Raw genomic sequence first — 22,576 nt, forward strand, 5'->3', positions numbered from 1 at the left:
GCGGGACGACGCCCGCCCGGTGAATCCGTAATTTCTTGGTCAGCACCACCGCACCACAGCACCGGCCACCCACCGGAGCTATTTCGGACCGCGGGCCGTCGGGGGACCCAACGGGGGGACCCGGCCCGCGGCCACGGAAGGGAAGCAATGATTATTCGTAAGCGCCTCGCTCTCGCCGTCGCGACCGCGGCCCTCGGCTCGGGCCTGGCCATCGCCCCGGCGGCCACCGCCGCACCCGCTCCCGCCCCGCAGGACGTCAGCGCCGCCTACTCCTGCGGGTACTACAACGGGACCGCGCTGACCAAGGCCGGTCAGACGGGCAGCGCCGCGGTGAAGCGGATCAAGGAAGTCCAGTGCCTGATCAACAGGAACACGAGCTACCTCCCCCTCCTCGATGTGGACGGGAAGTTCGGCACCAAGACGTACAACGCGGTGAAGACCGTCCAGAAGAAGGCCGGGATCAGCGTCGACGGTGACGTCGGCAAGAACACGTGGGCCAAGCTGCGCGCGGGCGTCTGGTGGTAGTCCGCACCTGAAGCCGGTGAGAACGACGGTGGCCCGTCCCCCCGGGGGAGGACGGGCCACCGTCACGCGTACGTCGGGCGCGGACGCCCGGCGTCTAGCTGTCGATCGTGAAGTGCAGCGTGTCGTCCAGGAACGGGATCTCCAGCCACGGGCTCGGCTGCGCCATCATCGCGAGCAGCACGATGGCGCCGCCCAGCACTCCGTACGTCACCATGTCCGTGAACCGCGAGCGCACCGCCAGCATCCCCACGTCCGGCAGCGCCCACCGCAGCACGGCGCCGCCGACGAGCGCGAGACCGATCAGCATCGTGCCGACGCGGAACACGTCGAGCGCGGTGAGCAGCAGCCCGAGTCCGACCACGCCGGTGACGCTGAGCAGCGGCCACTGCCGGGCGGGAGCGGGCGCGTCACCGGCGGCCGCGCGGCCGCCGCCCTCGGGGCGCGCCGTGTCCCGGGTGAAGAGCGGGAAGCGGCGCGAGACCTTCCGCGGCTTCCCGTCCGGGCCGGGCGCGCTGACCGCGCCCTTGGCCTGCGCGGTCTCCGGGGTTTCGGACGTCTGCGGAGTCGCGGTCGTCTCCGGGGCCTCGGCGGACACCGACGCCCCGGAGGCCCCGGACGCGTCCGGAACGGGCCGGGCCTCCGGCTCAGGTTCTGCGTTCATGAGCTCGCCCCTCTCCCGGGTCAGCTCGCGGCAGCGATTCGCTCGGCGGCCTCGACGACGTTCACCAGGAGCTGGGCGCGGGTCATCGGGCCGACGCCGCCCGGGTTCGGGGAGATCCAGCCGGCGACCTCCGCGACACCCGGGTGGACATCGCCGACGATCTTGCCGCTCTCGTCGCGCGAGACACCGACGTCCAGGACGGCCGCGCCCGGCTTCACGTCCTCGGGCTTGATGAGGTGCGGGACACCCGCGGCGGCCACGATGATGTCGGCCCGCTTCAGGTGCGCGGCGAGGTCACGGGTGCCGGTGTGGCACTGCGTGACCGTCGCGTTCTCGGACTTGCGGGTGAGAAGGAGCGGCATGGGCCGGCCGATGGTCACGCCGCGTCCGACGACCACGACCTCGGCGCCCTTGATCTCCACGTCGTGCTGCCGCAGCAGCCGGATGATGCCGTACGGGGTGCAGGGCAGCGGCGCCGGCTCGTTCAGGACGAGGCGGCCGAGGTTCATGGGGTGCAGTCCGTCGGCGTCCTTGTCCGGGTCCATCAGCTCCAGGACGCGGTTCTCGTCGATGCCCTTGGGCAGCGGGAGCTGGACGATGTAGCCGGTGCAGGCGGGGTCGTCGTTGAGCTCGCGGACGACCGCCTCGATCTCCTCCTGGGAGGCGGTGGCGGGGAGTTCACGCTGGATGGAGGCGATGCCGACCTGCGCGCAGTCGCGGTGCTTGCCGGCGACGTACTTCTGGCTGCCCGGGTCGTCGCCGACCAGGACGGTACCGAGTCCGGGCGTGACGCCCTTCTCCTTCAGGGCCGCCACGCGGGCGGTCAGTTCGGACTTGATCGCGGCTGCGGTGGCCTTGCCATCGAGAATCTGGGCGGTCATGACCCCATCTTCCCGGATGAGGCCCGCCCGGTACCAATCAGGGCGCTCCCCCGGCCTCGCGGCGGTCCACCCGCTGATCAGCGAGGTTGCACTTGCACAACACACACGGAATGCGGCTGGACAAATAAGCCACGGTTAAAGAACGATATGCGGCACAGTGCCGCGGGCAGTGTCGGGGGGACGGACCGCATCTGTAGAACCTTCCTCCGTGATGTGCCGCGTCGTCCCCGCACTACCCGACGGAGGAAGACCGCCATGAGTTACGGCGACCCGAACAACCCCTACGGGCAGCCGCCCCAGCAGCCCCCGGCCGCTCCCGGATACGGCTACCCCCAGCAGGCCCCGCCCGGCGTCCCGCCGCAGCAGGGCTACGGCTACCCGCAGCAGCCGGCCTACCCCGGCTACCCGGGCGGCAACATGATGCCGCAGTCGATGCCGGGGCTGATGATGACCGCGCGCGTGCTGCTGTTCATCGTCTCTGCGGTGCAGATCCTCATCGGTATCTTCGCGATCTTCGGCGCAGCCACGGTCAGTGATGCTTCGGATGCGGCGTCCGACACGTTCGGGGACAACGGATTCTCCGACATCGGGCAGGACTCCGCCGCAATCATCCTGGTCATCGCCCTGATCTTCCTCGGGCTCGCCGCCCTGTCGATCACACTCGGCGTGAAGTTCTCCAAGGGCGGGCAGGGGATCCGCATCACCACCATGGTGTACGGCATCCTCGGCGCCCTGTTCGGGGTACTGATCCTGATCGGTTCGGCCGACGCCGACACCACTGTGGGGCTGGTCTGGGCGCTGCTTTGGATCGGCTTCGGAGGGATCATGGCCGCAGCGATGATCGCCCCTTCGGGTGCGGCGTGGTTCAACCGCCCGCGCTACTGAGCGACTTGGCCCCGTACGGGGTACGACGGTGGCCTCGTCCTTCCCGGCGGAAGGACGAGGCCACCGTCGTATGCGCACCGCGAGCGGCTCAGCGGCTCAGCGGCTCAGCGGCTCAGTGGAAGAAGTGCCGCGTCCCCGTGAAGTACATCGTCACGCCCGCCTTCTTCGCGGCCTCGACGACCAGCTCGTCGCGGACCGAACCGCCGGGCTGGACCACGGCCTTGACGCCCGCGGCGGTCAGGATCTCCAGACCGTCGGGGAAGGGGAAGAACGCGTCGGAGGCGGCGTACGAGCCGCGCGCCCGCTCCTCGCCCGCCCGCTCGACGGCGAGCTTCGCGGAGTCGACGCGGTTGACCTGGCCCATGCCGACGCCGACCGAGGCGCCGTCCTTGGCGAGCAGGATCGCGTTGGACTTGACCGCGCGGGACGCCTTCCAGGCGAACGCCAGCTCGGCCAGCTCGCCCGCGTTGAGCGCGTCGCCCGTGGCGAGTGTCCAGTTGGCCGGGTTGTCGCCCTCGGCCTGGAGGCGGTCGGTGACCTGGAGCAGCGCGCCGCCGTCGATCTGCTTGACCTCGACCGCGCCGGCCGGCGCCCGGTGGGCGCGCAGGACGCGGATGTTCTTCTTCTTGGTGAGGACTTCGAGGGCGCCGTCCTCGTACTCCGGCGCGACGATGACCTCGGTGAAGATGTCGGCGACCTGCTCCGCCATCTCCTTCGACACCGGACGGTTCACGGCGATGACGCCGCCGAACGCGGAGAGCGGGTCGCAGGCGTGCGCCTTGCGGTGCGCCTCGGCGACGTTCGCGCCGATCGCGATGCCGCACGGGTTGGCGTGCTTGATGATCGCGACGCAGGGCTCGTCGTGGTCGTACGCGGCACGGCGCGCGGCGTCCGTGTCCGTGTAGTTGTTGTACGACATCTCCTTGCCGTGCAGCTGCTCGGCCTCGGCGAGACCGCCGGTGCCGTCGACGTAGAGAGCGGCGCCCTGGTGCGGGTTCTCGCCGTAGCGGAGCACGTTCTTACGCGCGTACGTGGCACCCAGGAAGTCGGGGTGCCCCGACTCGTCGGCGGCCGCGTACCCCTCGGCGAACCATCCCGCCACGGCGACGTCGTACGCGGCGGTGTGCTGGAACGCTTCTGCCGCGAGCCGCTTGCGCGCCGCCAGGTCGAAGCCGCCCGCCTTGACGGCCGAGAGGACGTCTGCGTACCGCTTCGGGTCGGTGACGACCGCGACCGACGGGTGGTTCTTGGCGGCGGCGCGGACCATCGAGGGGCCGCCGATGTCGATCTGCTCGACGCACTCGTCGGGCGTCGCGCCCGAGGCGACGGTCTCCTTGAAGGGGTAGAGGTTCACGACCACGAGCTGGAAGGGCTCGACGCCCAGCTCGGCGAGCTGGTTGCGGTGGTCCTCCAGGCGCAGGTCGGCGAGGATGCCCGCGTGGACCCTCGGGTGCAGGGTCTTGACCCGGCCGTCCAGGCACTCGGGGAAGCCGGTCAGCTCCTCGACCTTGGTGACGGGCACTCCGGCGGCGGCGATCCGCGCGGCGGTCGAGCCGGTGGAGACGAGCTCGACGCCCGCCTCGTGCAGCCCGCGCGCGAGCTCTTCCAGGCCGGTCTTGTCGTAGACGCTGACGAGCGCGCGCTTGATGGGGCGCTGCGCGGCGCTCGCGTTCGTAGCTTCGGCGTTCGTAGCTTCGGCGTTCGTAGCTTCGGCGGTCACGGGATAAGAACCTTTCGTCCCTCAATGCGGTAGCCGTGCCGGGCCAGACGCCCCACGACAGTGACGAGCAGCATGCGCTCGGCTTCCTTGATGCGCTCATGCAGAGCGCTCTCGTCGTCCCCGTCCCGGACCTCTTCGACGCTCTGGGCGATGATCGGGCCGGTGTCGACGCCGTCGTCGACGAAGTGGACGGTGCAACCGGTGACCTTCACGCCGTACGCGAGGGCGTCCCGCACGGCGTGGGCCCCCGGAAAACTGGGCAGCAGCGCGGGGTGCGTGTTCACGAACCGCCCGCCGAAGCGCGCGAGGAACTCCTTCCCCACGATCTTCATGAACCCGGCGGAGACCACCAGGTCCGGTCCGTACGAGGCCGTCGCCGCGGTGAGCGCCGCGTCCCACTCGTCGCGGGTCGCGTGATCCCTCACCCGGCAGACGAAGGTCGGGATCCCGGCGCGCTCGGCGCGCTCCAGGCCCGCGATGCCGTCACGGTCGGCGCCGACGGCGACGATCTCGGCACCGTAGACCTCGGCTCCCTCGACGTGGATGGCGTCGATCAGGGCCTGAAGGTTCGTGCCCGACCCGGAGACCAGCACGACGAGTCGCTTGGGGCGCGCGACCACAGCGCTCTCGGCCACAGCGGGGCCCTTTCTCGGAAGGTGCGTCTTTGTATGGTCGTACGAAGGCTTCGAGCCCCTCGATACGGGGAACTCTCCAAAGCGGCCGACCGTCAGCAACGATACCGGCACCCGGAACCGCCCCTCACGGGACGGGGGCGCGGGCGGAAGGTAGCGTCTGTGGGAAAGGCGCCGAATACCGACGAACGCCGGGTCGCCGAGCCGCACACCGGCTCCGCCACGGCTCTACCAAGGGGAAGACGCACACCTGATGCCGGACCGTAGCCGCCCTTCGTCTCCACCGCAGGACTCCGACTCCCAGGGACCGGAGTCCCGGGGCACGGGCTCCCAGGGAACGGGCAAGGACGACGACAACCCCTTCGCGCCGCCACCGGAGGGGACGCCGGACCGGCCGTGGCAGCCGCGCCGCCCCTCGGAGCGCCCTGACGGCTCCTCGCCCGACGGCTCGGGCGACAGCCAGGGCTCCTCCCCCTGGGGCAGCCAGTGGAGCGACCGCCAGCCCGGACGCTCCCCGGGCGGCTTCGGCGAGCGCCCCGGCCAGCAGGGCGGCGGCCCCGGCCCCGGCCAGGAAGGGCCCTCCGGGCCGGGCGGCGGCGGCCTGCGCTGGGACCCGAAGGACCCCGCCCAACGCCGCGCTCGCTACGCCCTGCTCTCCGGCATGTGGGCCTTCTTCTTCGCCCTGTTCGGCTGGCGGTACGTCGCGCTGCTGCTCGGCGCGCTCGCGCTGAACTGGGCCATCCAGTCGCTGCGGGCCAAGCCGCGTACGCCGGACCCGACGGCTCCGGCGCCCTCCGCCACCGCGGCGGGCGGCGCGTCGCAGCCCGCCCTCCCCGCCCCTTCCAGCACCACGAGGCCGCAGACGACGGCCGCGATCAGCGGCCTGGTGACGGGGGCGTTGGCGCTGCTCATGGTGGCGGGGACGTTCACGGCGCAGCTGGTGTACCGCGACTACTACACGTGCGTGGACGACGCGCTCACCAGCACGTCCAAGCAGTCCTGCGAGGACCTGCTGCCGAAGCAGCTGCGGCCGCTCCTGGGTGAGCAGGACTAGGCCGCTCCTTCTCTGCCCGGGCCCGTTGTCTCCCCGGGCCCGTTGTTCAGGAGGACTCCGGCGGCCGCCGCCTGGCCTCGGTCGGCGGCATGGCCGGGAACGAGGGCGGGGTCGGAGCTGGGGGCGTGGTGTGGGTGTGGGCGGCGGTGTGGGTGTGGGCCCCGGTGCGGGTGTGGGCCGCGGTGTCCGCGGTTGCTCGGGCCCACCTCGGGAGCCTGGCGCGCGGCAGCCCCAGGCCCGGCCGCTTGACGCGCGGCAGCCGGGGCCGTGGCGGCAGCGATCGCCGCGGGGACGGCAGCGCGAACCGCGAGACCCACGCCCGCCGCGCGGTCCCGTGCCCCTCGTCAGGTGGGGCGGCCCCGGCCTTCGAGGCCGTCCGCAACCGCCGGGCCCGCAGGACCAGCGCCGCCGGGACCCCGATCAGCATGGTCCAGGCCAGCGCCGCCGCGCCTGTCCGCCACCAGAGCGGGCCGAAGTCGGCGAGGACCGCCACGCCCAGCCGGCCGCCCGCCACTGCCGCGAGCGCCGCCGTGGTCGCCCCGCACAGCGTCGCCGCCACCGCCGAGGCCGCGGCCGTCCGCCCCGCTGACCAGGCCTCCTCCCGTTCCCCGAAGGCGGGCGCCGCCAGTTGGACCGTGTACCAGGCCACCGCGAACCCCGCCGCCAACGGCACCACCCCGGCCGCCCAGGTGAGCGGCGATCCCGGCCCCGCCGAAGGCACCGCCGCGAAAAGCGGGAACGGCGGAAGCGGCGGCCCCGCGTCCGCGGCGAGGGGCGCCACAACGGTTCCCGTGCCGAGCACGAAGCCGGGCCCGAGGCCGTACGCCGCGCCCCACACCGCCGCGTTGGGCATCAGCGCGAGGAGCAGCAGCAGTACCGCCATCCGCCCCGACCACACGTCCGAGACCTCCCCGAACGACTCCCCCACCGACCCCGCGTGCAGCGCGAGCGACACCGCGACCAGCAGCGCCCCGCCGACGACCAGGGCCACCGCCCCCGCCGCCCCGACCCGCACGAGGGCCACCACCCCGCCGCGTACGTAGAGACCTCGCACGGACTCTCGTACGCAGCGAGCCCGCACCCTCCGGGGAAGCACGGCGAGCGCCGGGCGCAGGAACTCGGGGAGCGGCCCGCGCGGACAGCCGTGCGCCGTCCACACGCCGAGCGCCGCCGCGCCCGCCGCGAACACCGGCAGATGAAGCACCGCGCTGATCACGTCGGGCCGCAGGTCGCCGCCCGACGCGTACAGCACCGCGGCGACGCCGACCAGCAGATAGCCGGTCACCACCCCGCGCCAGGCCGTCCGTGCCGGATGCCCCCGCGCCTCGGGGGCCGCCGCGTCCCGCGCCGCGCGGTGCAGGAGCCAGCCCGGCAGCGCGACGAGGAGCAGCGGCACCACGCCGACCGGCGCGGACGCCCCCGAGGGCGTGCCCGGCCTGAGCAGCTCCGTGCCGTGCGCGAGCAGCCACAGGCCCGCCGCGACGTGCAGCGCCCCGTCGGGACCGCCGTCCGGGTACGGCGAGCCGATCCAGAGCATGATGACCAGGACCGCGAGCGAGCCAAGACCCAGGCCCGCGGCTACGGCTCCGTCCGCCACACAGGTGGCCAGTCCGGGTGAGCGCTCACGGCTGTACCCACGGGCGAACTCACGTACGTACTCACGGGCCTGTCTCCGGGCGTGCTCCCCGGCGTACTCGTGGGCGTACTCGCGGGCACGTTCACGGACGCGTTCACGGACGCGTTCACGCAGCGGCTTGACGGGCGGTGACGAGGCACTGTGATCGGTCGTCTGAGTCACCCGGCCATGTTCCCAACGACACGCGCCTTCTTCTCGTAACAGGCGAATATCGGATGTGTCGCTCAATATACGTTTATGTACTTTTTCGTACGGGGGACCGGCTGCGCCCGGCCGTCCGCCGCACGTCGGCCCACGCTGCGGAGAGTCCGACATGCCCCAGAGCCCTGCCACGTCTCTGCCTTCCCCCAAGGAACGCCGCAGGCTGCGCGAGGCGAAGTCGCTGAGCCAGGCCGACGTCGCCGCGCAGCTGGGCGTCACGCGCGAAACGGTCCGCTCCTGGGAAAAAGGCCGCACACATCCCAAGGGCCGCTCCCATGAGGCGTACGCGAAACTCCTGAACGCGATCGCCGAGGAGCAGGACCCGGACCCGGACCCGGACCTGGCCCCGGCCCCGGCCCCGGCCGAAACACCCGCCCCTGGCCTCGGCCCCGGCCCCACTCCAGCCAGGCATTCCGCGCGGCGGAACGGCTCACCACAGTCCACCGAGAGCGCCAGATCGACGACAAGACCCGAGCCCCCGGTCAAGCGCGCGGCAAAGCCCCAGCCCCCCACGGCGGTGGCACCCACCCCGGCCCCGGCAACCGGCCACGCCCACCCACAGCCGGCCCCCCTGAACCCCACCCACCGGGAACCCACTCCCGCACCGGCCGCGCTCACCCCGGCCGGGGCGAGCGGCCACGCCCACCCGGAACCCGCTCCCGCGCAGCCCGCTCCCGCCCCGGCCGCAGAGAGCAACCACGCCCACCCGCAGCCCGCCCACCCGCTACGCGCCTGCCCGGAACCCGCGCGTCCACAGCCCGCCCACCGGAAGCCCGCACACCCGCAGCCCGCCCCCGTGCCGCGCACCCCCGCCCCGGCTGTGCGGCGGCGGCAGCTGTCGTCCCCCGCCGAGGCATTCGACGCTCTCTGCGCCCACACCGGCCCGTTCCTGGTCCGCCAGACCTATCTGCTCACCGGACGCCGGCACCTCGCCCAGGAAGCCGTCGAGCGCGCCTTCCAGCAGGCGTGGCAGCGCTGGCCCGAGGTGGCGGTGGACCGTGATCCGGCGGGCTGGGTCCGCGCCGTCGCGCACGAGTACGCGCTGTCCCCCTGGCACCGCCTCCGCCCAGGCCTGCGCCCAGGCCTGCGCCGCCGGGACGCCCCGCCCGCCGAACCGGCCGACCGGGCCTTCCTCGACGTACTCCTGCGCCTGTCGCCCGCCCGGCGCCGCGCCCTGCTGCTCTACGACGGCGTCGGCCTCGACCTGCCCGAGACCGCGGCCGAGACGGAGGCGAGCACGCCCGCCACCGCGAACCGCCTGCTGCACGCGCGCGAGACGATCGCCGAGCGCCTGCCCGACCTGGCGGACCCCGAGGTCCTGCACCGGCGCCTCGGCGAACTGGGCGGCGCCGAGAAACTCCAGCCGCCGAAACCCGAACGGGTGCGGGTCATCAGTGAACACCGCGCCCGCGTCTGGACCCGCGCGGCCATCGCCTTCACGACCTTGATCGTCGGCGCCACGGCCCTCACCCTGAGAACGGCCCCGACCCACTACGAGCCCCCACAGGCCCCGGGCAGGGCCATCAACGGCGTACCGCCCCACATGGGCCCGGGCCCTCTCTCGTACGAGGACGAGGAACTCCGCGCGAAACTCCGCGGGGAAGTGCCCAACGGCCCCCACCGCCTGATCCCTCTGCCGAAGTAGCCGCCGTCGAAAGTGGGCCCGCACCTCACGAAGAGGTGCGGGCCCACTTTCAAGCGCCCAAAGCCAGAGGCCAGAGGCGAGGCAGATCAACCCGCCAGGATGGCCCTCGCCAGCTTCGCCGTCTCGGTCGGCGTCTTGCCGACCTTGACGCCGGCGGCCTCAAGGGCCTCCTTCTTGGCCTGCGCGGTGCCGGAGGAGCCGGAGACGATGGCGCCCGCGTGACCCATCGTCTTGCCCTCGGGCGCCGTGAAGCCCGCGACGTAACCGACGACCGGCTTCGTCACGTTGGCCTTGATGTAGTCCGCCGCACGCTCCTCGGCGTCGCCGCCGATCTCACCGATCATCACGATCAGGTCGGTGTCGGGGTCGGCCTCGAACGCCTCCAGGGCGTCGATGTGCGTCGTGCCGATGACCGGGTCGCCACCGATGCCGACGGCCGAGGAGAAGCCGATGTCACGCAGCTCGTACATCATCTGGTACGTCAGCGTGCCGGACTTCGAGACCAGGCCGATACGGCCCGGCTTCGTGATGTCGCCCGGGATGATGCCGGCGTTGGACTGGCCCGGGGTGATGAGACCGGGGCAGTTCGGGCCGATGATGCGGGTCTTGTTGCCCTTCGACTTCGCGTACGCCCAGAAGGCGGCGGAGTCGTGGACGGCGATGCCCTCGGTGATGACGACCGCGAGAGGGATCTCGGCGTCGATGGCCTCGACGACGGCGGCCTTGGAGAAGGCCGGCGGCACGAAGAGGACGGAGACGTTCGCGCCCGTCTTCTCCATGGCCTCCTTGACCGTGCCGAAGACCGGTACCTCCGTGCCGTCGAAGTCGACGGACTGGCCGGCCTTGCGCGGGTTCACGCCGCCGACGATGTTCGTGCCGTCACCCAGCATGAGCTTGGTGTGCTTCATGCCCGTGGCACCGGTCATGCCCTGGACGATGACCTTGCTGTCCTTGTTGAGGAAGATAGCCATGGCTGTTCTGTCCCTCGTCCCTTACTTCGCGGCCGCGAGCTCGGCGGCCTTGTCGGCCGCGCCGTCCATGGTGTCCACACGCTGTACGAGCGGGTGGTTGGCGTCGGACAGGATCTTGCGACCCAGCTCCGCGTTGTTGCCGTCGAGACGCACGACCAGCGGCTTCTCGACCTTCTCGCCCTTGGAGGCAAGCAGCTCCAGGGCCTGCACGATGCCGTTGGCGACCTCGTCGCAGGCGGTGATGCCGCCGAAGACGTTGACGAAGACGGACTTGACGTCCGGGTCGCCGAGGATGATCTCCAGGCCGTTCGCCATGACCTCGGCGGAGGCGCCGCCACCGATGTCGAGGAAGTTGGCGGGCTTCACGCCGCCGTGCGCCTCACCGGCGTACGCGACGACGTCCAGGGTCGACATGACCAGACCGGCACCGTTACCGATGATGCCGACCTCGCCGTCGAGCTTCACGTAGTTGAGGTTCTTGGCCTTGGCGGCAGCCTCGAGCGGGTTGGCTGCGGCCTTGTCCTCGAGCGCCTCGTGCTCGGGCTGGCGGAAGTCGGCGTTCTCGTCGAGCGAGACCTTGCCGTCCAGGGCCAGAATGCGGCCGTCCTTGGTCTTCACCAGCGGGTTGACCTCGACGAGGAGCGCGTCCTCGGCGACGAAGGTCTCCCACAGGGTCACCATGGCCTCGGCGACACCCTCGGCCACCTCGGCCGGGAACTTCGCCTGGGCCACGATCTCGCGGGCCTTCTCGATGGTGACGCCGTCGTTGGAGTCGACCGGGACCTTCGCGAGGGCCTCGGGGGTCTTCTCCGCGACCTCCTCGATGTCCATGCCGCCCTGGACCGACGCCATGGCGAGGAAGGTGCGGTTGGTGCGGTCGAGGAGGTACGAGACGTAGTACTCCGCCTCGATCTCCGGGGACAGCTCGGCGATCATCACCTTGTGGACCGTGTGGCCCTTGATGTCCATGCCGAGAATGTCCGTCGCGCGAGCGACGGCCTCGTCCGGGGTCGCCGCCAGCTTCACGCCGCCGGCCTTGCCGCGGCCACCGACCTTCACCTGCGCCTTGACGACCGACTTGCCACCCAGTCGCTCGGTGGCCTCGCGCGCCGCCTCAGGCGTGTCGATGACTTCACCGGCCAGCACCGGTACACCGTGCTTGGCGAAGAGGTCCCTCGCCTGGTACTCGAACAGGTCCACGCGCGTCCGTCCCTTAATCCGTGATCTCGCTGCGATCTCGCTGCTTTGTGGTCAGCTGTCTGCGTGGGCGTGCCGCGGAGGGCAACGTGACTGCGCTGTCACAAGGGAGGCGTAGGACGGAGTCCGGTACGCGGCATGTCCGTCTCGCAGGTTATCGCCGTGGGACCTGGGTCCCTAAATCGCAGATCACATTTATGCGGTGATGACGGTCACAGATCCAGCCGTCGGCGTGACGGTCACCACGGCAAACGGACCGCCCCCACCGCGTCGACCACGGCCCGTTTGCTCCCCTTGCTCCCGCGATTGCTCCCCCTTGCTCCGCGAACAGGCAGCGCCCATCACGCATCGCCCATCACGCATCAGACTTCAGGTATCGGAAGCGGGCGCTTCTCGATCGCCGCGGCCATCACCTCCGGGAAGAGGTCCGGCGTGCAGGCGAAGGCCGGCGCGTCCAGCGCGGCGAGCGCCGCCGCGTGCTCGCGGTCGTACGCGGGCGTCCCCTCGTCGGAGAGCGCGAGCAGCGTCACGAACTGCACTCCGGACGCCTTCATCGCCGCGACCCGCTTCAGCATCTCGTCACGGATGCCGCCTTCGTAGAGGTCGCTGATGAGGACGACGACGGTGTCGGCGGGCCGGGTGATCTGCGACTGGCAGTACGCGAGGGCGCGGTTGATGTCGGTCCCGCCGCCCAACTGCGTGCCGAAGAGGACGTCCACCGGGTCGTCGAGCTGCTCGGTCAGATCCACGACGTTGGTGTCGAAGACGACGAGCCGTGTGTTGAGCGAGCGCATGGAGCCGAGCACGGCACCGAACACCGAGGCGTAGACGACGGACGCCGCCATCGAGCCCGACTGGTCGATGCAGAGGATGACCTCCTTCTTCACGGACTGCGAGGCCCGCCCGTACCCGATGAGCCGCTCGGGGACGATCGTCCGGTACTCCGGCAGGTAGTTCTTGAGGTTGACCGCGATCGTGCGGTTCCAGTCGATGTCGTGGTGGCGGGGCCTGCTGACGCGCGCGCTGCGGTCGAGTGCTCCGGTGAGCGTGGAACGGGTCCGCGTCGCGAGCCGCTTCTCCAGGTCCTCGACGACCTTGCGTACGACGGCACGCGCGGTCTCCTTGGTGGTCTCCGGCATCGCCTTGTTGAGGGAGAGCAGCGTGCCCACGAGGTGTACGTCGGCTTCGACGGCCTCCAGCATCTCGGGCTCAAGGAGCAGCGTGGAGAGCCCCAGCCGGTCGATGGCGTCGCGCTGCATGACCTGGACGACGGACGAGGGGAAGTACGTCCGGATGTCCCCGAGCCAGCGCGCCACGGACGGCGCGGACCCCCCGAGCCCCGCCGAACGGTCCCGCCCCCGGCCACCCTTCTCACTCCCCGTTCCATACAACGCGGTGAGCGCCCCATCCATAGCCGCGTCCTCCCCGGCAAGCACACACCCCGTCCCTCCCGTCCCATCGGCCCCTTCCGCCCCCAGTACGAGCCTCCACCGCCGCAACCGCTCCTCACCCATCCCGGTCACCTCACCACCCCCACAAGTCCGTCACTCGCCATCGGCACGACACCACGCAGCAGCCGCACACCCGGCACGCCAGCGACCGCGCACCCGGCGACGCCCTCCCCACCGGACGAAAGCCGCCGCAACCACTCCTCCGTCACCTCAGCACCCCCAAAAGATCCTTGACGTCCGTCCGCGCGGTGCCCAGCAGCAGCCGCACGACCGGCACCACGGCATCCGCCCGGGCCGCGTCGATCTCCTCGGCGAAACCGGGCGGTCCGCTCCCGCCCACCGCGGCGCCCGCCCCCGCCGTCCCGCGCCGCACCAGTTCACCCAGCGTCCACCGCACCCCCGGCTCGTACGCGGAGAACGTGCGCCGCAGCAGCGGCAGTACGTCGATGAAGGCGTCGCCCGACACCCCGCTCAGCCAGTCGTCCACCAGGCCGAGCAGCCGCTCGTCGTGCACGAGCAGCATTCCGCCCCCGGAACCGCCCCCGACGAAGCCCTCGATCCACGCGGCCCCTTCGGCGGGCTCGCTCCCCCGGGACAGCGCGAGGCCCATGAGCCGGGCGGCTTCCTCGTCCGCCAGGTCGCCGCCGTCGAGCAGCAGCCGCACACACCTGCCGCGCACGACCCCCACCACGGCTTCCCGCTGCGCGAGCACGCGCAGTACGGAGGACCAGCGGGCCCGGATCCCCTGGGGAGCGGAAGCCGATCCCGCCGTGCCCGCGCTGCCGGGCGACGGCGATGGTGGCGTCGGCGCGTCCTTGGCGGGAGCCGCTCGGAACTCCCCCAGGAGCCCCACCGCCTGGTGCACCGCGTCGACGTGACCCCGCATCTCCAGGGCCGCCTCCGCGTCGAGCCCGGCGCAGGCACCCGGCAGCCCCACGAAGACCCGCTCGGCGAGCCCGTGGGCGACCTCACCGAGAGCCCCCGTGTCCGTCCCCCGCACGTCCCCGTACCGCAGCGACCGCACCAGCGCGGGCAGGGCCCGCGCCAGATGCCCGACGTCCGCGTCCAGCGCCGCCCGATCCGCCAGCACCCGCATCACCACGGGCAACGCCTCCGGCAGCTCCGCCAGCAGGCAACGCTCGGCGAGCGCGGTGACGTCACCGAGGGCGGTCGCCCCGACCGCGTCGGCGGACGCCTTGGCCGTGGCCGCGCCCAGCACCGTGGTCCCCCACACCCCCGCCTCGGCGACCCGCACGGAAAGCTCCGGCTCCCAGCGCAGCCGCCAGGTCTCCCGGAACGTCCCCGTGCTCCCCCGGGACCGCGCCGGCTCGCCCCAGCCGATGCCGAGCAGCCGCAGGCGGTGCAGCAGCGTGCTGCGCGCCGCGTCCGTCTCCTTGCGGAGGTCGAGCTCCACCTCCCGCTCCAAGGCCTCCGGCTTCAGCCGCAGCTTGCGCTGGAGCCGCGTGAGGTCGCGCTGCAACGGCACCGCGGGCGCCGCCTCGGGAACCTCCCCCAGTACATCCCCGACCACGAGCCTGTCGTGCACGAGGGCGAGCGGCACGTCCGAGCCCTCGCACATCACCGCCCGCACGGCGTCGGTCGTCTCGGTGAGCCCCGCCAACGGCCGCCCCCGCATCGCGGCGAGCGTGTCGGCGAGCCGGACCGCCTCGATGACGTGCGCGGAGGAGACGAGCCTGTCCTCCTCCCGCAACAGTCCCGCCACCTTCGTCATCCAGCGCTCGACGGGCCGGTCGGGGGCGCTGAACAGATGGCCGTACCAGCCGGGGGACGCGATCCCGGCTCCGTACCCACTGGACCGGGAGAGCCGGCGGTGTGTCCAGGGGACCCACGTCATCTCCGCCTTCACCTTGGGGAGCCCCTTGAGCAACGCCCGGTCGGCGGCCACGGTGACCCTGCGCCGCAGCGCGGGCACATGCCAGGCCCCGCACACCACGGCCACCCGGTCCGGCCCGAACTCCTTCTGCGCGGCACGGATCTGAAGCCGCATATGGGCCTCGCGCACCAGGTCGCGGCCGTGCCCGCCGTCCCCGTAGACCTCGCGCAGCGCCCCCATGGCGTCACTCAGCGCCTCGAACGGCGCGAACGCGTCGCCGCCCACCGCCCGGTGCTCCACGACGTCCTCCCACCAGCGCTCGGGATCGTCGTATCCGGCGGTCTCGGCGAGCACGGCCAGGGGGTCGACCCGCAGGGCCTCCGCATCCTCGGGGGTCCCTTCGGCATCCTCCAGGGCCCCCTCGGCCTGCTCCTCGGCCTGCTCCTCGGCCTGCTCCTCGGCCCGCTCCTCGGCCCGCGCCAGCGAATGCGCCGCCGGAAGGTCGATGAAACGCACCGGCACGCCACGCCCGACAGCCCACCGGAGGGCCACCCACTCCGGAGAGAACTCGGCGAGCGGCCAGAAGGCGGAGCGGCCCGGCTCGTCCACCACGTGTGCGAGCAGCGCGACCGGCGGCCGCATCGCCTCGTCGGCGGCGAGCCCCACCAAGGAGTCGGCCTCGGGCGGCCCCTCGACGAGGACGACCTCGGGCCGCCCCTCGTCGAGCGCGGCCCGCACCGCACGGGCCGACCCGGGCCCGTGATGCCGCACCCCCAGCAGCAGCGTCCCCCCGGCCCTCACCGAGGTGCTCGCAGTCCCCGCCGCGGTGCTCACGGTCCTCGCCGAGGTACTCGCCCCGGTCCTCGCCGAGGTCCGAGTCTCCGCCCCCGTCATGCGCTCACCTCGCGGCACGCGCGGTAGAAGTCCTTCCAGCCGTCACGCTCACGCACGACCGTCTCCAGGTACTCCTGCCAGATCACACGGTCCGCCGCCGGGTCGCGCACGACGGCGCCGAGGATTCCGGCCGCGACGTCCCCGGGGCGCAGGACCCCGTCTCCGAAGTGAGCCGCCAGCGCCAGCCCGTTCGTGACGACGGAGATCGCCTCGGCCGTCGAGAGCGTGCCGCTGGGCGACTTCACCTTCGTACGCCCGTCGGCCGTGACGCCGCCGCGCAGCTCACGGAAGACGGTCACGACACGGCGTATCTCGTCGATGCCTTCGGGCCCGGCGGGCAGGTCGAGGGAGCGGCCCATCTGGTCGACGCGGCGCGAGACGATGTCGACCTCGGCGTCGGCGCTCTCGGGCAGGGGCAGGACGACGGTGTTGAAGCGGCGGCGCAGGGCGCTCGACAGGTCGTTGACCCCGCGGTCGCGGTCGTTGGCGGTGGCGATGAGGTTGAAGCCGCGCACGGCCTGTACCTCCTGGCCGAGTTCCGGGATGGGCAGGGTCTTCTCCGACAGGATCGTGATCAGCGTGTCCTGCACGTCGGCCGGGATGCGGGTCAGCTCCTCGACGCGAGCCGTCATCCCCTCGGCCATCGCCCGCATGACGGGGCTGGGCACGAGCGCGTCGCGGCTCGGGCCGTGCGCGAGGAGCCGGGCGTAGTTCCACCCGTACCGGATCGCTTCCTCCGGCGTGCCCGCCGTGCCCTGCACGAGCAGCGTCGAGTCCCCGCTGACCGCGGCGGCGAGATGCTCCGAGACCCAGGTCTTGGCGGTGCCGGGCACGCCGAGCAGCAGCAGGGCGCGGTCGGTGGCGAGCGTGGTGACGGCGACCTCCACGATGCGGCGCGGCCCCACGTACTTCGGCGTGATCACGGTGCCGTCGGGCAGCGTGCCGCCGAGCAGATACGTCGCCACGGCCCACGGCGAGAGCTTCCACCGCTGCGGCCTCGGCCGGTCGTCCTGCGCGGCGAGCGCGGCCAGCTCGGCGGCGAAGGCCTGCTCGGCGTGGGGTCGCAGCGCCCCGGACGGATCCGCGGGCGCGGACGCGGACGGATTCGCGGTCGCGGACGTCGTCGAGTCGACGGAAACGGTCATGGAGCGATCCCCCTCCAGCTCGTCCGGACACGTCTGGCCCGGATGTGTCTCCACCGTGCACCACGCCACTGACAATCGCCGTCCGCACGGCTCTGACCTGCACGAATATGCACGCCGGGGCCGATTGTCAGTGGCGGGACCTACCTTCGAGACATGACTCAGCAGGGGGTGCGCTGGACGGCGGATCAGGTGCTGGCACTGGCGCCTGATGCCCCGTCACGCAAGGCGGGAAGCAAACTCGGTGTCGCCGGCCCATGGTCGGAGGCGGGCAGTTCTGGCGAGGGGACGGTGTGGGGGCTGTGCAAGGGCAGTGGCAGCAAGCCGTATCAGACGATTGTGGATATCACGGACGCGGCGGGACCGGCTTACAAGTGCAGTTGTCCGAGCCGCAAGTTCCCGTGCAAACACGCGCTCGGGCTGCTGCTGATCTGGGCGGGCGAAGACGGCACCGTGCCGGACGGGGAGCCACCGGCATGGGCGGAGGACTGGCTGGGATCCCGCCGCAAAAGAGCGGAGGACAAGTGGAGTTCGCCGGCGTCGCCCGCCGCGTCGGCCGACCCTGAGGCGGCGCGCAAGAGGGCGGAGAAGCGGGCCGAGCGGATCACGGCGGGAGCGACGGAGCTGGAACAGCGCCTGTCCGACCTGCTGCGCTCCGGCACGGCCTCCGCCGAACAGACGGGGTACGGCCTGTGGGAGGAGACGGCGGCCCGCATGGTCGACGCGCAGGCGCCCGGGCTTGCGGCGCGGGTAAGGGAGTTGGGGGCGATACCGTCCTCGGGGCCCGGCTGGCCGGTGCGTCTGCTGGAGGAGTGCGCCCTGCTGCATCTCCTCGACCAGGGCTGGCTCCACCGCGACCAGCTGCCGCCCGAGCTGGCCGCCACGGTGCGTTCCCGCGTCGGCCTGCCCGCCCAGCCCGAGGACCCGCCGGTGCGGGACCGCTGGCTGGTCCTCGCGCAGTACGACACCGCGGACAGCAAACTGACCACGCGCCGTATATGGCTGTACGGCACGGAATCCGACCGCTCGGCACTGCTCCTCTCCTACGGGGCCGCGGGCCGTGCTCCGTCACTCGCCCTGCCGGTGGGCCTGGCGCTCGACGCGGAGCTGGCCGGGTATCCGGGCGCGCGGCAGCTGCGGGCGGATCTGGGCGAACAGTTCACGGCCCCGGTGCCCACCACACAGCGTCCACCGGGCGTACGTACGGAGGAAGCCGCCGCCCGGTACGGCGAGGCGCTGCGCGACGACCCCTGGCTGGAGTCCTGGCCGGTGACGCTCTCCGACGTCATACCGACCCAGGCCGACACCTCGTGGCAACTGGCCGACGCACGGGCCGGCTCGGCGCTCCCGATCGCACCGTACGCCGCGTCCGGGGCGGGTCTCTGGCGGCTGATCGCCCTGTCCGGAGGAGCACCGCTGACGGTGTTCGGCGAGTGCGGCCACCAGGGCTTCACCCCCTTGGCGGCCTGGCCCCAGAGCGGTGGAGAGACGGTGCCGCTGTGCTGACGAACGAACACCGTGCGGAGCCGACGACCGAATGCCATGTGGAGCCGACGAACGAGCGCCAGGAGGAACAGATGCCTGCCACACCGCCACCGGCGAAGGCCGCTCCCGGGCACGCCGCTTGGGAAGAGCTGGTCACGGCCGCCCTGCTCGGCACCGACCGCCGCGCACTGCCGGCCGCCCTCCACGCCCCCGGCAAGGAGGCACCGATCGCCCTTCTGGACGAGGCGGCGGTGCAGACGGTCCGCCGCAGGGCGGGACTGCGCCCGGCACCGGCCGCCGCCCCGCCCGAGCCCGCCGCGCAGGACTCCAGGCCACCGGTGCCTCCCGCGGCCCGGCGCAGGCTCGCCACGCTGCTCACCGACCAGCCCGGCACCGGCAGCGGCGGCAGACGGGGTGCGACACCGGACCTGATGGAACTCCTCCCGCAATGGCTGGCCCTGGCCAACACCCGGGGGTACGGCGCGCCACCCGAGCTGCTGCCCGCCCTCCTCAACGCGGCACGCGGCCGCACGGACCTGCGCCCCCAGGCGCTCACCTTCGCGGGCCCCAGAGCCCTGTGGCTGGCCCGCCTCAACCCGGACTGGAAGTTCGCACTCCGCGCCACCCCGGGAGGCGGCGTCGCGCTGCCTCCCACCGACGACACACCTGCGGTCCGACAACTCTGGGAAGAGGGCCTCTTCGCCGAGCGCGTCGCACTCCTCACCACGCTCCGCGCGCGGGACGCCCACGCCGCCCGCGAACTGCTCGCCACGACCTGGACGACGGAACGGGCCGAGGACCGTCTGATGTTCCTCGACTCGCTGCGCACCGGCCTGTCCGCCGTGGACGAGCCGTTCCTGGAACAGGCCCTCACCGACCGCAGCCGCAACGTCCGCTCCACCGCGGCGGAGCTGCTCTCCGCGCTCCCCGACTCGGCGCTGGCCGGGCGGATGGCGGCCCGGGCGGCTTCCTGCGTGGCCGTGGACCACGTAGCGAGCACACCGACCCTCACAGTCGAGGCCCCGCACGAGTGCGACGCGGGCATGGAACGGGACGGCGTCGCCCCCAAACCCCCCACCGGCCGCGGCGAGCGCTCCTGGTGGCTCGGCCAACTGGTCGAGGCGGCCCCGCTGGGCACCTGGCAGACCCGGCTCGGCAACCGCACCCCGGCCGAGATAGTGGCGCTCCCGGTGGCCGACGACTGGCGCGGCGAGCTGCACGCCGCGTGGTGCCGTGCGGCCGTACGACAGCGGGACGCGACCTGGTCCAGGGCCCTGCTCGGCACGCCCGCGTCCCCGGACGCCGCGGGCCCCGGAGCCGTATCCCTCGCCGAACGCGCCAAGCTGCTCGCCTCGCTGCCCGCACCGGAGCGGGCGGAGTGGGTCGCCGGTTTCATCGCCTCGCACGGCCTGTCCGAGGCGTTCCAGCTGCTCGGCGTGTGCGCGGTCCCCTGGGCCGAGCCCTTGGGCCGCGCGGTCGTCGACGCCCTGAACATCGCGCGGGACGCGGGCAGTTACCCCTGGAGCTTCAGCGGAGTCATGGGCCTGGCGGAGCGCTGCCTCGACCCCGCGGAGGCGGTCCGCCTGGAGGCGCTCACCGCGATCCCCGACGAGCCGGAGGACGCGTCACCCGGGGCGGGCAGCTACTGGTCGGAGGCGTTCCAACGCCTGGTCACCACCCTGCGCCTACGCGCGTCCATACGCGACGAACTCCCGCACCCGGCCCCCGAGGGGCAAACACACCATCGGCCGGCAGCCTCAAGAGAGGCGTGAGGGCCGCGCCCCGCGACGATCCGAGGGCGCGACCGACACCAAGGCCGGCAGAACGCCTGCCCATGACCACCGGAACGCCGATCCGAGGCGCCCTCGCCGGATCAGGCTCCGGCAGGCTGCTGCACGTTGGCCCGTACCCACTCCACGATCGAAGTCGTGGTGGCCCCCGGCGTGAAGATCTCCGCGACGCCCTTCTCCTTCAGCGGCGCGATGTCCGCCTCCGGAATGATGCCGCCGCCGAACACCAGGATGTCCTGGGCGTCCCGCTCCTTCAGGAGCTCGATCACCCGCGCGAACAGCGTGTTGTGCGCCCCGGACAGGATGGAGAGACCGATCGCGTCGGCGTCCTCCTGGATCGCGGTGTCCACCACCTGCTCGGGCGTCTGGTGCAGCCCGGTGTAGATGACCTCCATACCGGCGTCACGCAACGCCCGCGCGATCACCTTGGCCCCACGATCGTGCCCGTCGAGCCCCGGCTTGGCGACCACCACGCGGATCGGCCCGGCTGCCACACCCATCACTGCCTCCATGTACCGATATCCGTACCGACATCCATCTGTCCAAGCACAGATACCCCGCACCGCACCGGCCGGGGAAGTGAACGAACGTTATCTCCAGCATCCCGCAAGCGGCAGTTTCGCGGTGGAGAGGGAGGGGGAAATCACACGTTGGGACACGTTCGCTGCGCGCCGGCCACTACCCAGGGGTTCACGCTCCGCATCCGGACCGGGCGCGAGGGGAGCCGCATCGAGATCGCCGTACCACCAAGCCGTCAGCCGCACGGCATGGTGGTACGGCCGTATCGGCGACGCAACGGGGGGCACGGAACCGCCACACCACGGCGGCACAGCGCGCCGTCGCACAGCCGACTCCTTGCTCACGACTCCCCCTAGGGCACACGGGGGACGGAGCCGTCCTCCCGTGCGCCGGTCGGGAGGTCGACGATGCACGTCACAGGGGCCCGCCCCTTTCGCCCCAGCAGCTTTCGGCTGCCAAAACTGCCTGTGCCGTCCAGGCTGACCGGACTGACGGGGCTGCTGAGACTGCCTGGACTACCGGCGCTGAACGCGCTGGCCGCGTTGCCCGCACTGCACGCGCTCCCCGGTCTCCCCAAGCTCCCCGCGATCCCCGCGATCCCCGCCAAGATGGCGGGTCGCCTCTCCGTGGCCCTCCTGAAAGCGACCGCCCTGGAAGCGGCGATCCTCGCGGGCCACCTCCTCCTCTATCCCTCCGGCATCACCCAGGAACGCAGGGCGGCCCCCTTGCAGCCACCCCCCGACGCCCCGCGCCTCCCGCCGGACAGCAGGCCTCCGGTTCTCCTCCTGCACGGCTTCATAGACAACCGCTCCGTCTTCGTGCTGCTTCGCCGCGCTCTGTCCCAGCACGGCGGTCGCCGCGTCGAGTCGCTCAACTACTCGCCGCTGACCTGCGACATCCGCACCGCCGCCGAGCTGCTCGGCCGCCACGTGGAGGAGCTCTGCGAGCGCACGGGCCACGGCCGGGTGGACATCGTCGGGCACAGCCTCGGCGGCCTGATCGCCCGCTATTACGCCCAGCGCCTCGGCGGCGACGTACGCGTACGCACGCTGGTCACGCTCGGCACACCGCACGCCGGCACCCGTGTCGCACCGCTCGCGGACGCGCACCCGATCGTGCGGCAGATGCGCCCGGGCTCCGACGTGATCGCGGAGCTGAAGGAACCGGCGCCGCACTGCCGCACGCAGTTCGTGAGTTTCTGGAGCGATCTGGACCAGATCATGGTCCCGCTGGAAACGGCCTGTCTCGATCACCCCGACCTGACCGCGCAGAACGTCCGGGTAACCGGAATCGGCCATCTCGCGCTGCCGGTGCATCCGGCGGTCGCGAGCGGCATCCGCCAGGCGCTCGACCTGGCCCATCCAGGAACCGACGCCAAGGGTGCGGCGGGCGGACTCACGGTCGCCTGAGCACGGCAGCTCATCGAGCCTCGGACCCAAAAACGGAACCCTGC

The 22,576-nt window shown here is 72.2% G+C and carries 18 protein-coding genes; 7 read left to right on the plus strand and 11 right to left on the minus strand.

All coding sequences use genetic code 11. The features are described 5' to 3' along the window. Positions 1–147 precede the first annotated feature (147 nt). Positions 148–525, plus strand: a complete 378-nt coding sequence (locus tag ACWDZ7_RS01035) for a peptidoglycan-binding domain-containing protein (RefSeq protein ID WP_451793829.1) — start codon at positions 148–150, stop codon at positions 523–525. 94 nt (positions 526–619) lie between these two features. Here the strand turns inward: ACWDZ7_RS01035 and ACWDZ7_RS01040 are convergent, their stop codons facing one another. Both ACWDZ7_RS01040 and ACWDZ7_RS01045 read right to left on the minus strand, forming a co-directional pair. Next, a complete protein-coding gene (locus ACWDZ7_RS01040) occupies positions 620–1,186 on the minus strand; it encodes a DUF3017 domain-containing protein (RefSeq protein WP_451793830.1) in 567 nt (188 codons plus the stop codon). A 20-nt stretch (positions 1,187–1,206) separates the two neighbouring features. Continuing rightward, complete coding sequence (locus tag ACWDZ7_RS01045; RefSeq protein ID WP_205035784.1) at positions 1,207–2,067, minus strand: bifunctional methylenetetrahydrofolate dehydrogenase/methenyltetrahydrofolate cyclohydrolase; 861 nt, start codon at positions 2,065–2,067, stop codon at positions 1,207–1,209. A gap of 255 nt (positions 2,068–2,322) precedes the next feature. Here ACWDZ7_RS01045 and ACWDZ7_RS01050 point away from each other — a divergent pair, with 255 nt between their 5' ends. Next, entirely contained in the window at positions 2,323–2,952 is a 630-nt protein-coding gene (locus tag ACWDZ7_RS01050; RefSeq protein WP_451793832.1) for a hypothetical protein, read from the plus strand. 112 nt (positions 2,953–3,064) lie between these two features. On the opposite strand, the gene purH is transcribed toward ACWDZ7_RS01050, so the two are convergent. Then, the gene (purH, locus tag ACWDZ7_RS01055) at positions 3,065–4,600 is read right to left on the minus strand and encodes a bifunctional phosphoribosylaminoimidazolecarboxamide formyltransferase/IMP cyclohydrolase (protein ID WP_451794145.1); all 1,536 of its coding nucleotides are present in this window, start codon (positions 4,598–4,600) and stop codon (positions 3,065–3,067) included. A 68-nt stretch (positions 4,601–4,668) separates the two neighbouring features. Continuing rightward, on the minus strand, positions 4,669–5,307 hold the full coding sequence (gene purN / locus ACWDZ7_RS01060; RefSeq protein WP_451793834.1) for a phosphoribosylglycinamide formyltransferase: 639 nt from the start codon (positions 5,305–5,307) through the stop codon (positions 4,669–4,671). Positions 5,308–5,557: 250 nt separating this feature from the next. Between purN and ACWDZ7_RS01065 the strand changes: the two genes are divergently transcribed. After that, positions 5,558–6,358, plus strand: a complete 801-nt coding sequence (locus ACWDZ7_RS01065) for a hypothetical protein (protein ID WP_451793836.1) — start codon at positions 5,558–5,560, stop codon at positions 6,356–6,358. A gap of 46 nt (positions 6,359–6,404) precedes the next feature. On the opposite strand, the gene ACWDZ7_RS01070 is transcribed toward ACWDZ7_RS01065, so the two are convergent. Beyond that, the gene (locus ACWDZ7_RS01070) at positions 6,405–8,156 is read right to left on the minus strand and encodes a cell division protein PerM (RefSeq protein ID WP_451793837.1); all 1,752 of its coding nucleotides are present in this window, start codon (positions 8,154–8,156) and stop codon (positions 6,405–6,407) included. A gap of 151 nt (positions 8,157–8,307) precedes the next feature. Between ACWDZ7_RS01070 and ACWDZ7_RS01075 the strand changes: the two genes are divergently transcribed. Then, positions 8,308–9,840 (plus strand): helix-turn-helix domain-containing protein, encoded by a 1,533-nt coding sequence (locus tag ACWDZ7_RS01075; RefSeq protein WP_451793838.1) that lies wholly within the window; start codon positions 8,308–8,310, stop codon positions 9,838–9,840. Positions 9,841–9,926: 86 nt separating this feature from the next. Here ACWDZ7_RS01075 and sucD read toward each other — a convergent pair whose 3' ends face one another. The 5 genes from sucD to ACWDZ7_RS01100 all read right to left on the minus strand — a co-directional run bounded on the left by sucD (position 9,927) and on the right by ACWDZ7_RS01100 (position 17,332). Beyond that, on the minus strand, positions 9,927–10,811 hold the full coding sequence (gene sucD, locus ACWDZ7_RS01080; protein ID WP_451793840.1) for a succinate--CoA ligase subunit alpha: 885 nt from the start codon (positions 10,809–10,811) through the stop codon (positions 9,927–9,929). A 21-nt stretch (positions 10,812–10,832) separates the two neighbouring features. Continuing rightward, on the minus strand, positions 10,833–12,011 hold the full coding sequence (sucC, locus tag ACWDZ7_RS01085) for an ADP-forming succinate--CoA ligase subunit beta (protein ID WP_451793842.1): 1,179 nt from the start codon (positions 12,009–12,011) through the stop codon (positions 10,833–10,835). 359 nt (positions 12,012–12,370) lie between these two features. After that, positions 12,371–13,522, minus strand: a complete 1,152-nt coding sequence (locus ACWDZ7_RS01090) for a VWA domain-containing protein (protein ID WP_451794146.1) — start codon at positions 13,520–13,522, stop codon at positions 12,371–12,373. A 142-nt stretch (positions 13,523–13,664) separates the two neighbouring features. After that, positions 13,665–16,187: a DUF5682 family protein gene (locus tag ACWDZ7_RS01095; RefSeq protein ID WP_451793844.1), complete on the minus strand. Its 2,523-nt coding sequence runs from the start codon at positions 16,185–16,187 to the stop codon at positions 13,665–13,667. Next, complete coding sequence (locus ACWDZ7_RS01100; protein WP_451514848.1) at positions 16,184–17,332, minus strand: ATP-binding protein; 1,149 nt, start codon at positions 17,330–17,332, stop codon at positions 16,184–16,186. Before ACWDZ7_RS01100 ends, ACWDZ7_RS01095 begins: the two co-directional genes overlap by 4 nt. A gap of 153 nt (positions 17,333–17,485) precedes the next feature. Between ACWDZ7_RS01100 and ACWDZ7_RS01105 the strand changes: the two genes are divergently transcribed. Both ACWDZ7_RS01105 and ACWDZ7_RS01110 read left to right on the plus strand, forming a co-directional pair. Continuing rightward, on the plus strand, positions 17,486–18,835 hold the full coding sequence (locus ACWDZ7_RS01105) for an SWIM zinc finger family protein (protein ID WP_451793846.1): 1,350 nt from the start codon (positions 17,486–17,488) through the stop codon (positions 18,833–18,835). A gap of 71 nt (positions 18,836–18,906) precedes the next feature. Continuing rightward, positions 18,907–20,586, plus strand: coding sequence for a DUF5691 domain-containing protein (locus ACWDZ7_RS01110; RefSeq protein ID WP_451793847.1), 1,680 nt, complete (start codon positions 18,907–18,909; stop codon positions 20,584–20,586). Between the two features lie 101 nt (positions 20,587–20,687). On the opposite strand, the gene ACWDZ7_RS01115 is transcribed toward ACWDZ7_RS01110, so the two are convergent. Continuing rightward, positions 20,688–21,104 (minus strand): cobalamin B12-binding domain-containing protein, encoded by a 417-nt coding sequence (locus tag ACWDZ7_RS01115; RefSeq protein ID WP_451514846.1) that lies wholly within the window; start codon positions 21,102–21,104, stop codon positions 20,688–20,690. A 627-nt stretch (positions 21,105–21,731) separates the two neighbouring features. Between ACWDZ7_RS01115 and ACWDZ7_RS01120 the strand changes: the two genes are divergently transcribed. After that, positions 21,732–22,532, plus strand: coding sequence for a lipase family alpha/beta hydrolase (locus ACWDZ7_RS01120; RefSeq protein WP_451794147.1), 801 nt, complete (start codon positions 21,732–21,734; stop codon positions 22,530–22,532). The last annotated feature ends 44 nt before the right edge of the window (positions 22,533–22,576 follow it).

It is taken from the genome of Streptomyces sp. NPDC003032 (assembly GCF_053591415.1).

Bases quoted from the DNA above. Each gene is read 5' to 3' on its own strand.
- ACWDZ7_RS01035 (WP_451793829.1), top strand. From the start codon at position 148: ATGATTATTCGTAAGCGCCTCGCTCTCGCCGTCGCGACCGCGGCCCTC.
- ACWDZ7_RS01040 (WP_451793830.1), bottom strand. From the start codon at position 1,186: ATGAACGCAGAACCTGAGCCGGAGGCCCGGCCCGTTCCGGACGCGTCC.
- ACWDZ7_RS01045 (WP_205035784.1), bottom strand. From the start codon at position 2,067: ATGACCGCCCAGATTCTCGATGGCAAGGCCACCGCAGCCGCGATCAAG.
- ACWDZ7_RS01050 (WP_451793832.1), top strand. From the start codon at position 2,323: ATGAGTTACGGCGACCCGAACAACCCCTACGGGCAGCCGCCCCAGCAG.
- ACWDZ7_RS01065 (WP_451793836.1), top strand. From the start codon at position 5,558: ATGCCGGACCGTAGCCGCCCTTCGTCTCCACCGCAGGACTCCGACTCC.
- ACWDZ7_RS01075 (WP_451793838.1), top strand. From the start codon at position 8,308: ATGCCCCAGAGCCCTGCCACGTCTCTGCCTTCCCCCAAGGAACGCCGC.
- sucD (WP_451793840.1), bottom strand. From the start codon at position 10,811: ATGGCTATCTTCCTCAACAAGGACAGCAAGGTCATCGTCCAGGGCATG.
- ACWDZ7_RS01090 (WP_451794146.1), bottom strand. From the start codon at position 13,522: ATGGGTGAGGAGCGGTTGCGGCGGTGGAGGCTCGTACTGGGGGCGGAA.
- ACWDZ7_RS01095 (WP_451793844.1), bottom strand. From the start codon at position 16,187: ATGACGGGGGCGGAGACTCGGACCTCGGCGAGGACCGGGGCGAGTACC.
- ACWDZ7_RS01100 (WP_451514848.1), bottom strand. From the start codon at position 17,332: ATGACCGTTTCCGTCGACTCGACGACGTCCGCGACCGCGAATCCGTCC.
- ACWDZ7_RS01105 (WP_451793846.1), top strand. From the start codon at position 17,486: ATGACTCAGCAGGGGGTGCGCTGGACGGCGGATCAGGTGCTGGCACTG.
- ACWDZ7_RS01110 (WP_451793847.1), top strand. From the start codon at position 18,907: ATGCCTGCCACACCGCCACCGGCGAAGGCCGCTCCCGGGCACGCCGCT.
- ACWDZ7_RS01115 (WP_451514846.1), bottom strand. From the start codon at position 21,104: ATGGGTGTGGCAGCCGGGCCGATCCGCGTGGTGGTCGCCAAGCCGGGG.
- ACWDZ7_RS01120 (WP_451794147.1), top strand. From the start codon at position 21,732: ATGGCGGGTCGCCTCTCCGTGGCCCTCCTGAAAGCGACCGCCCTGGAA.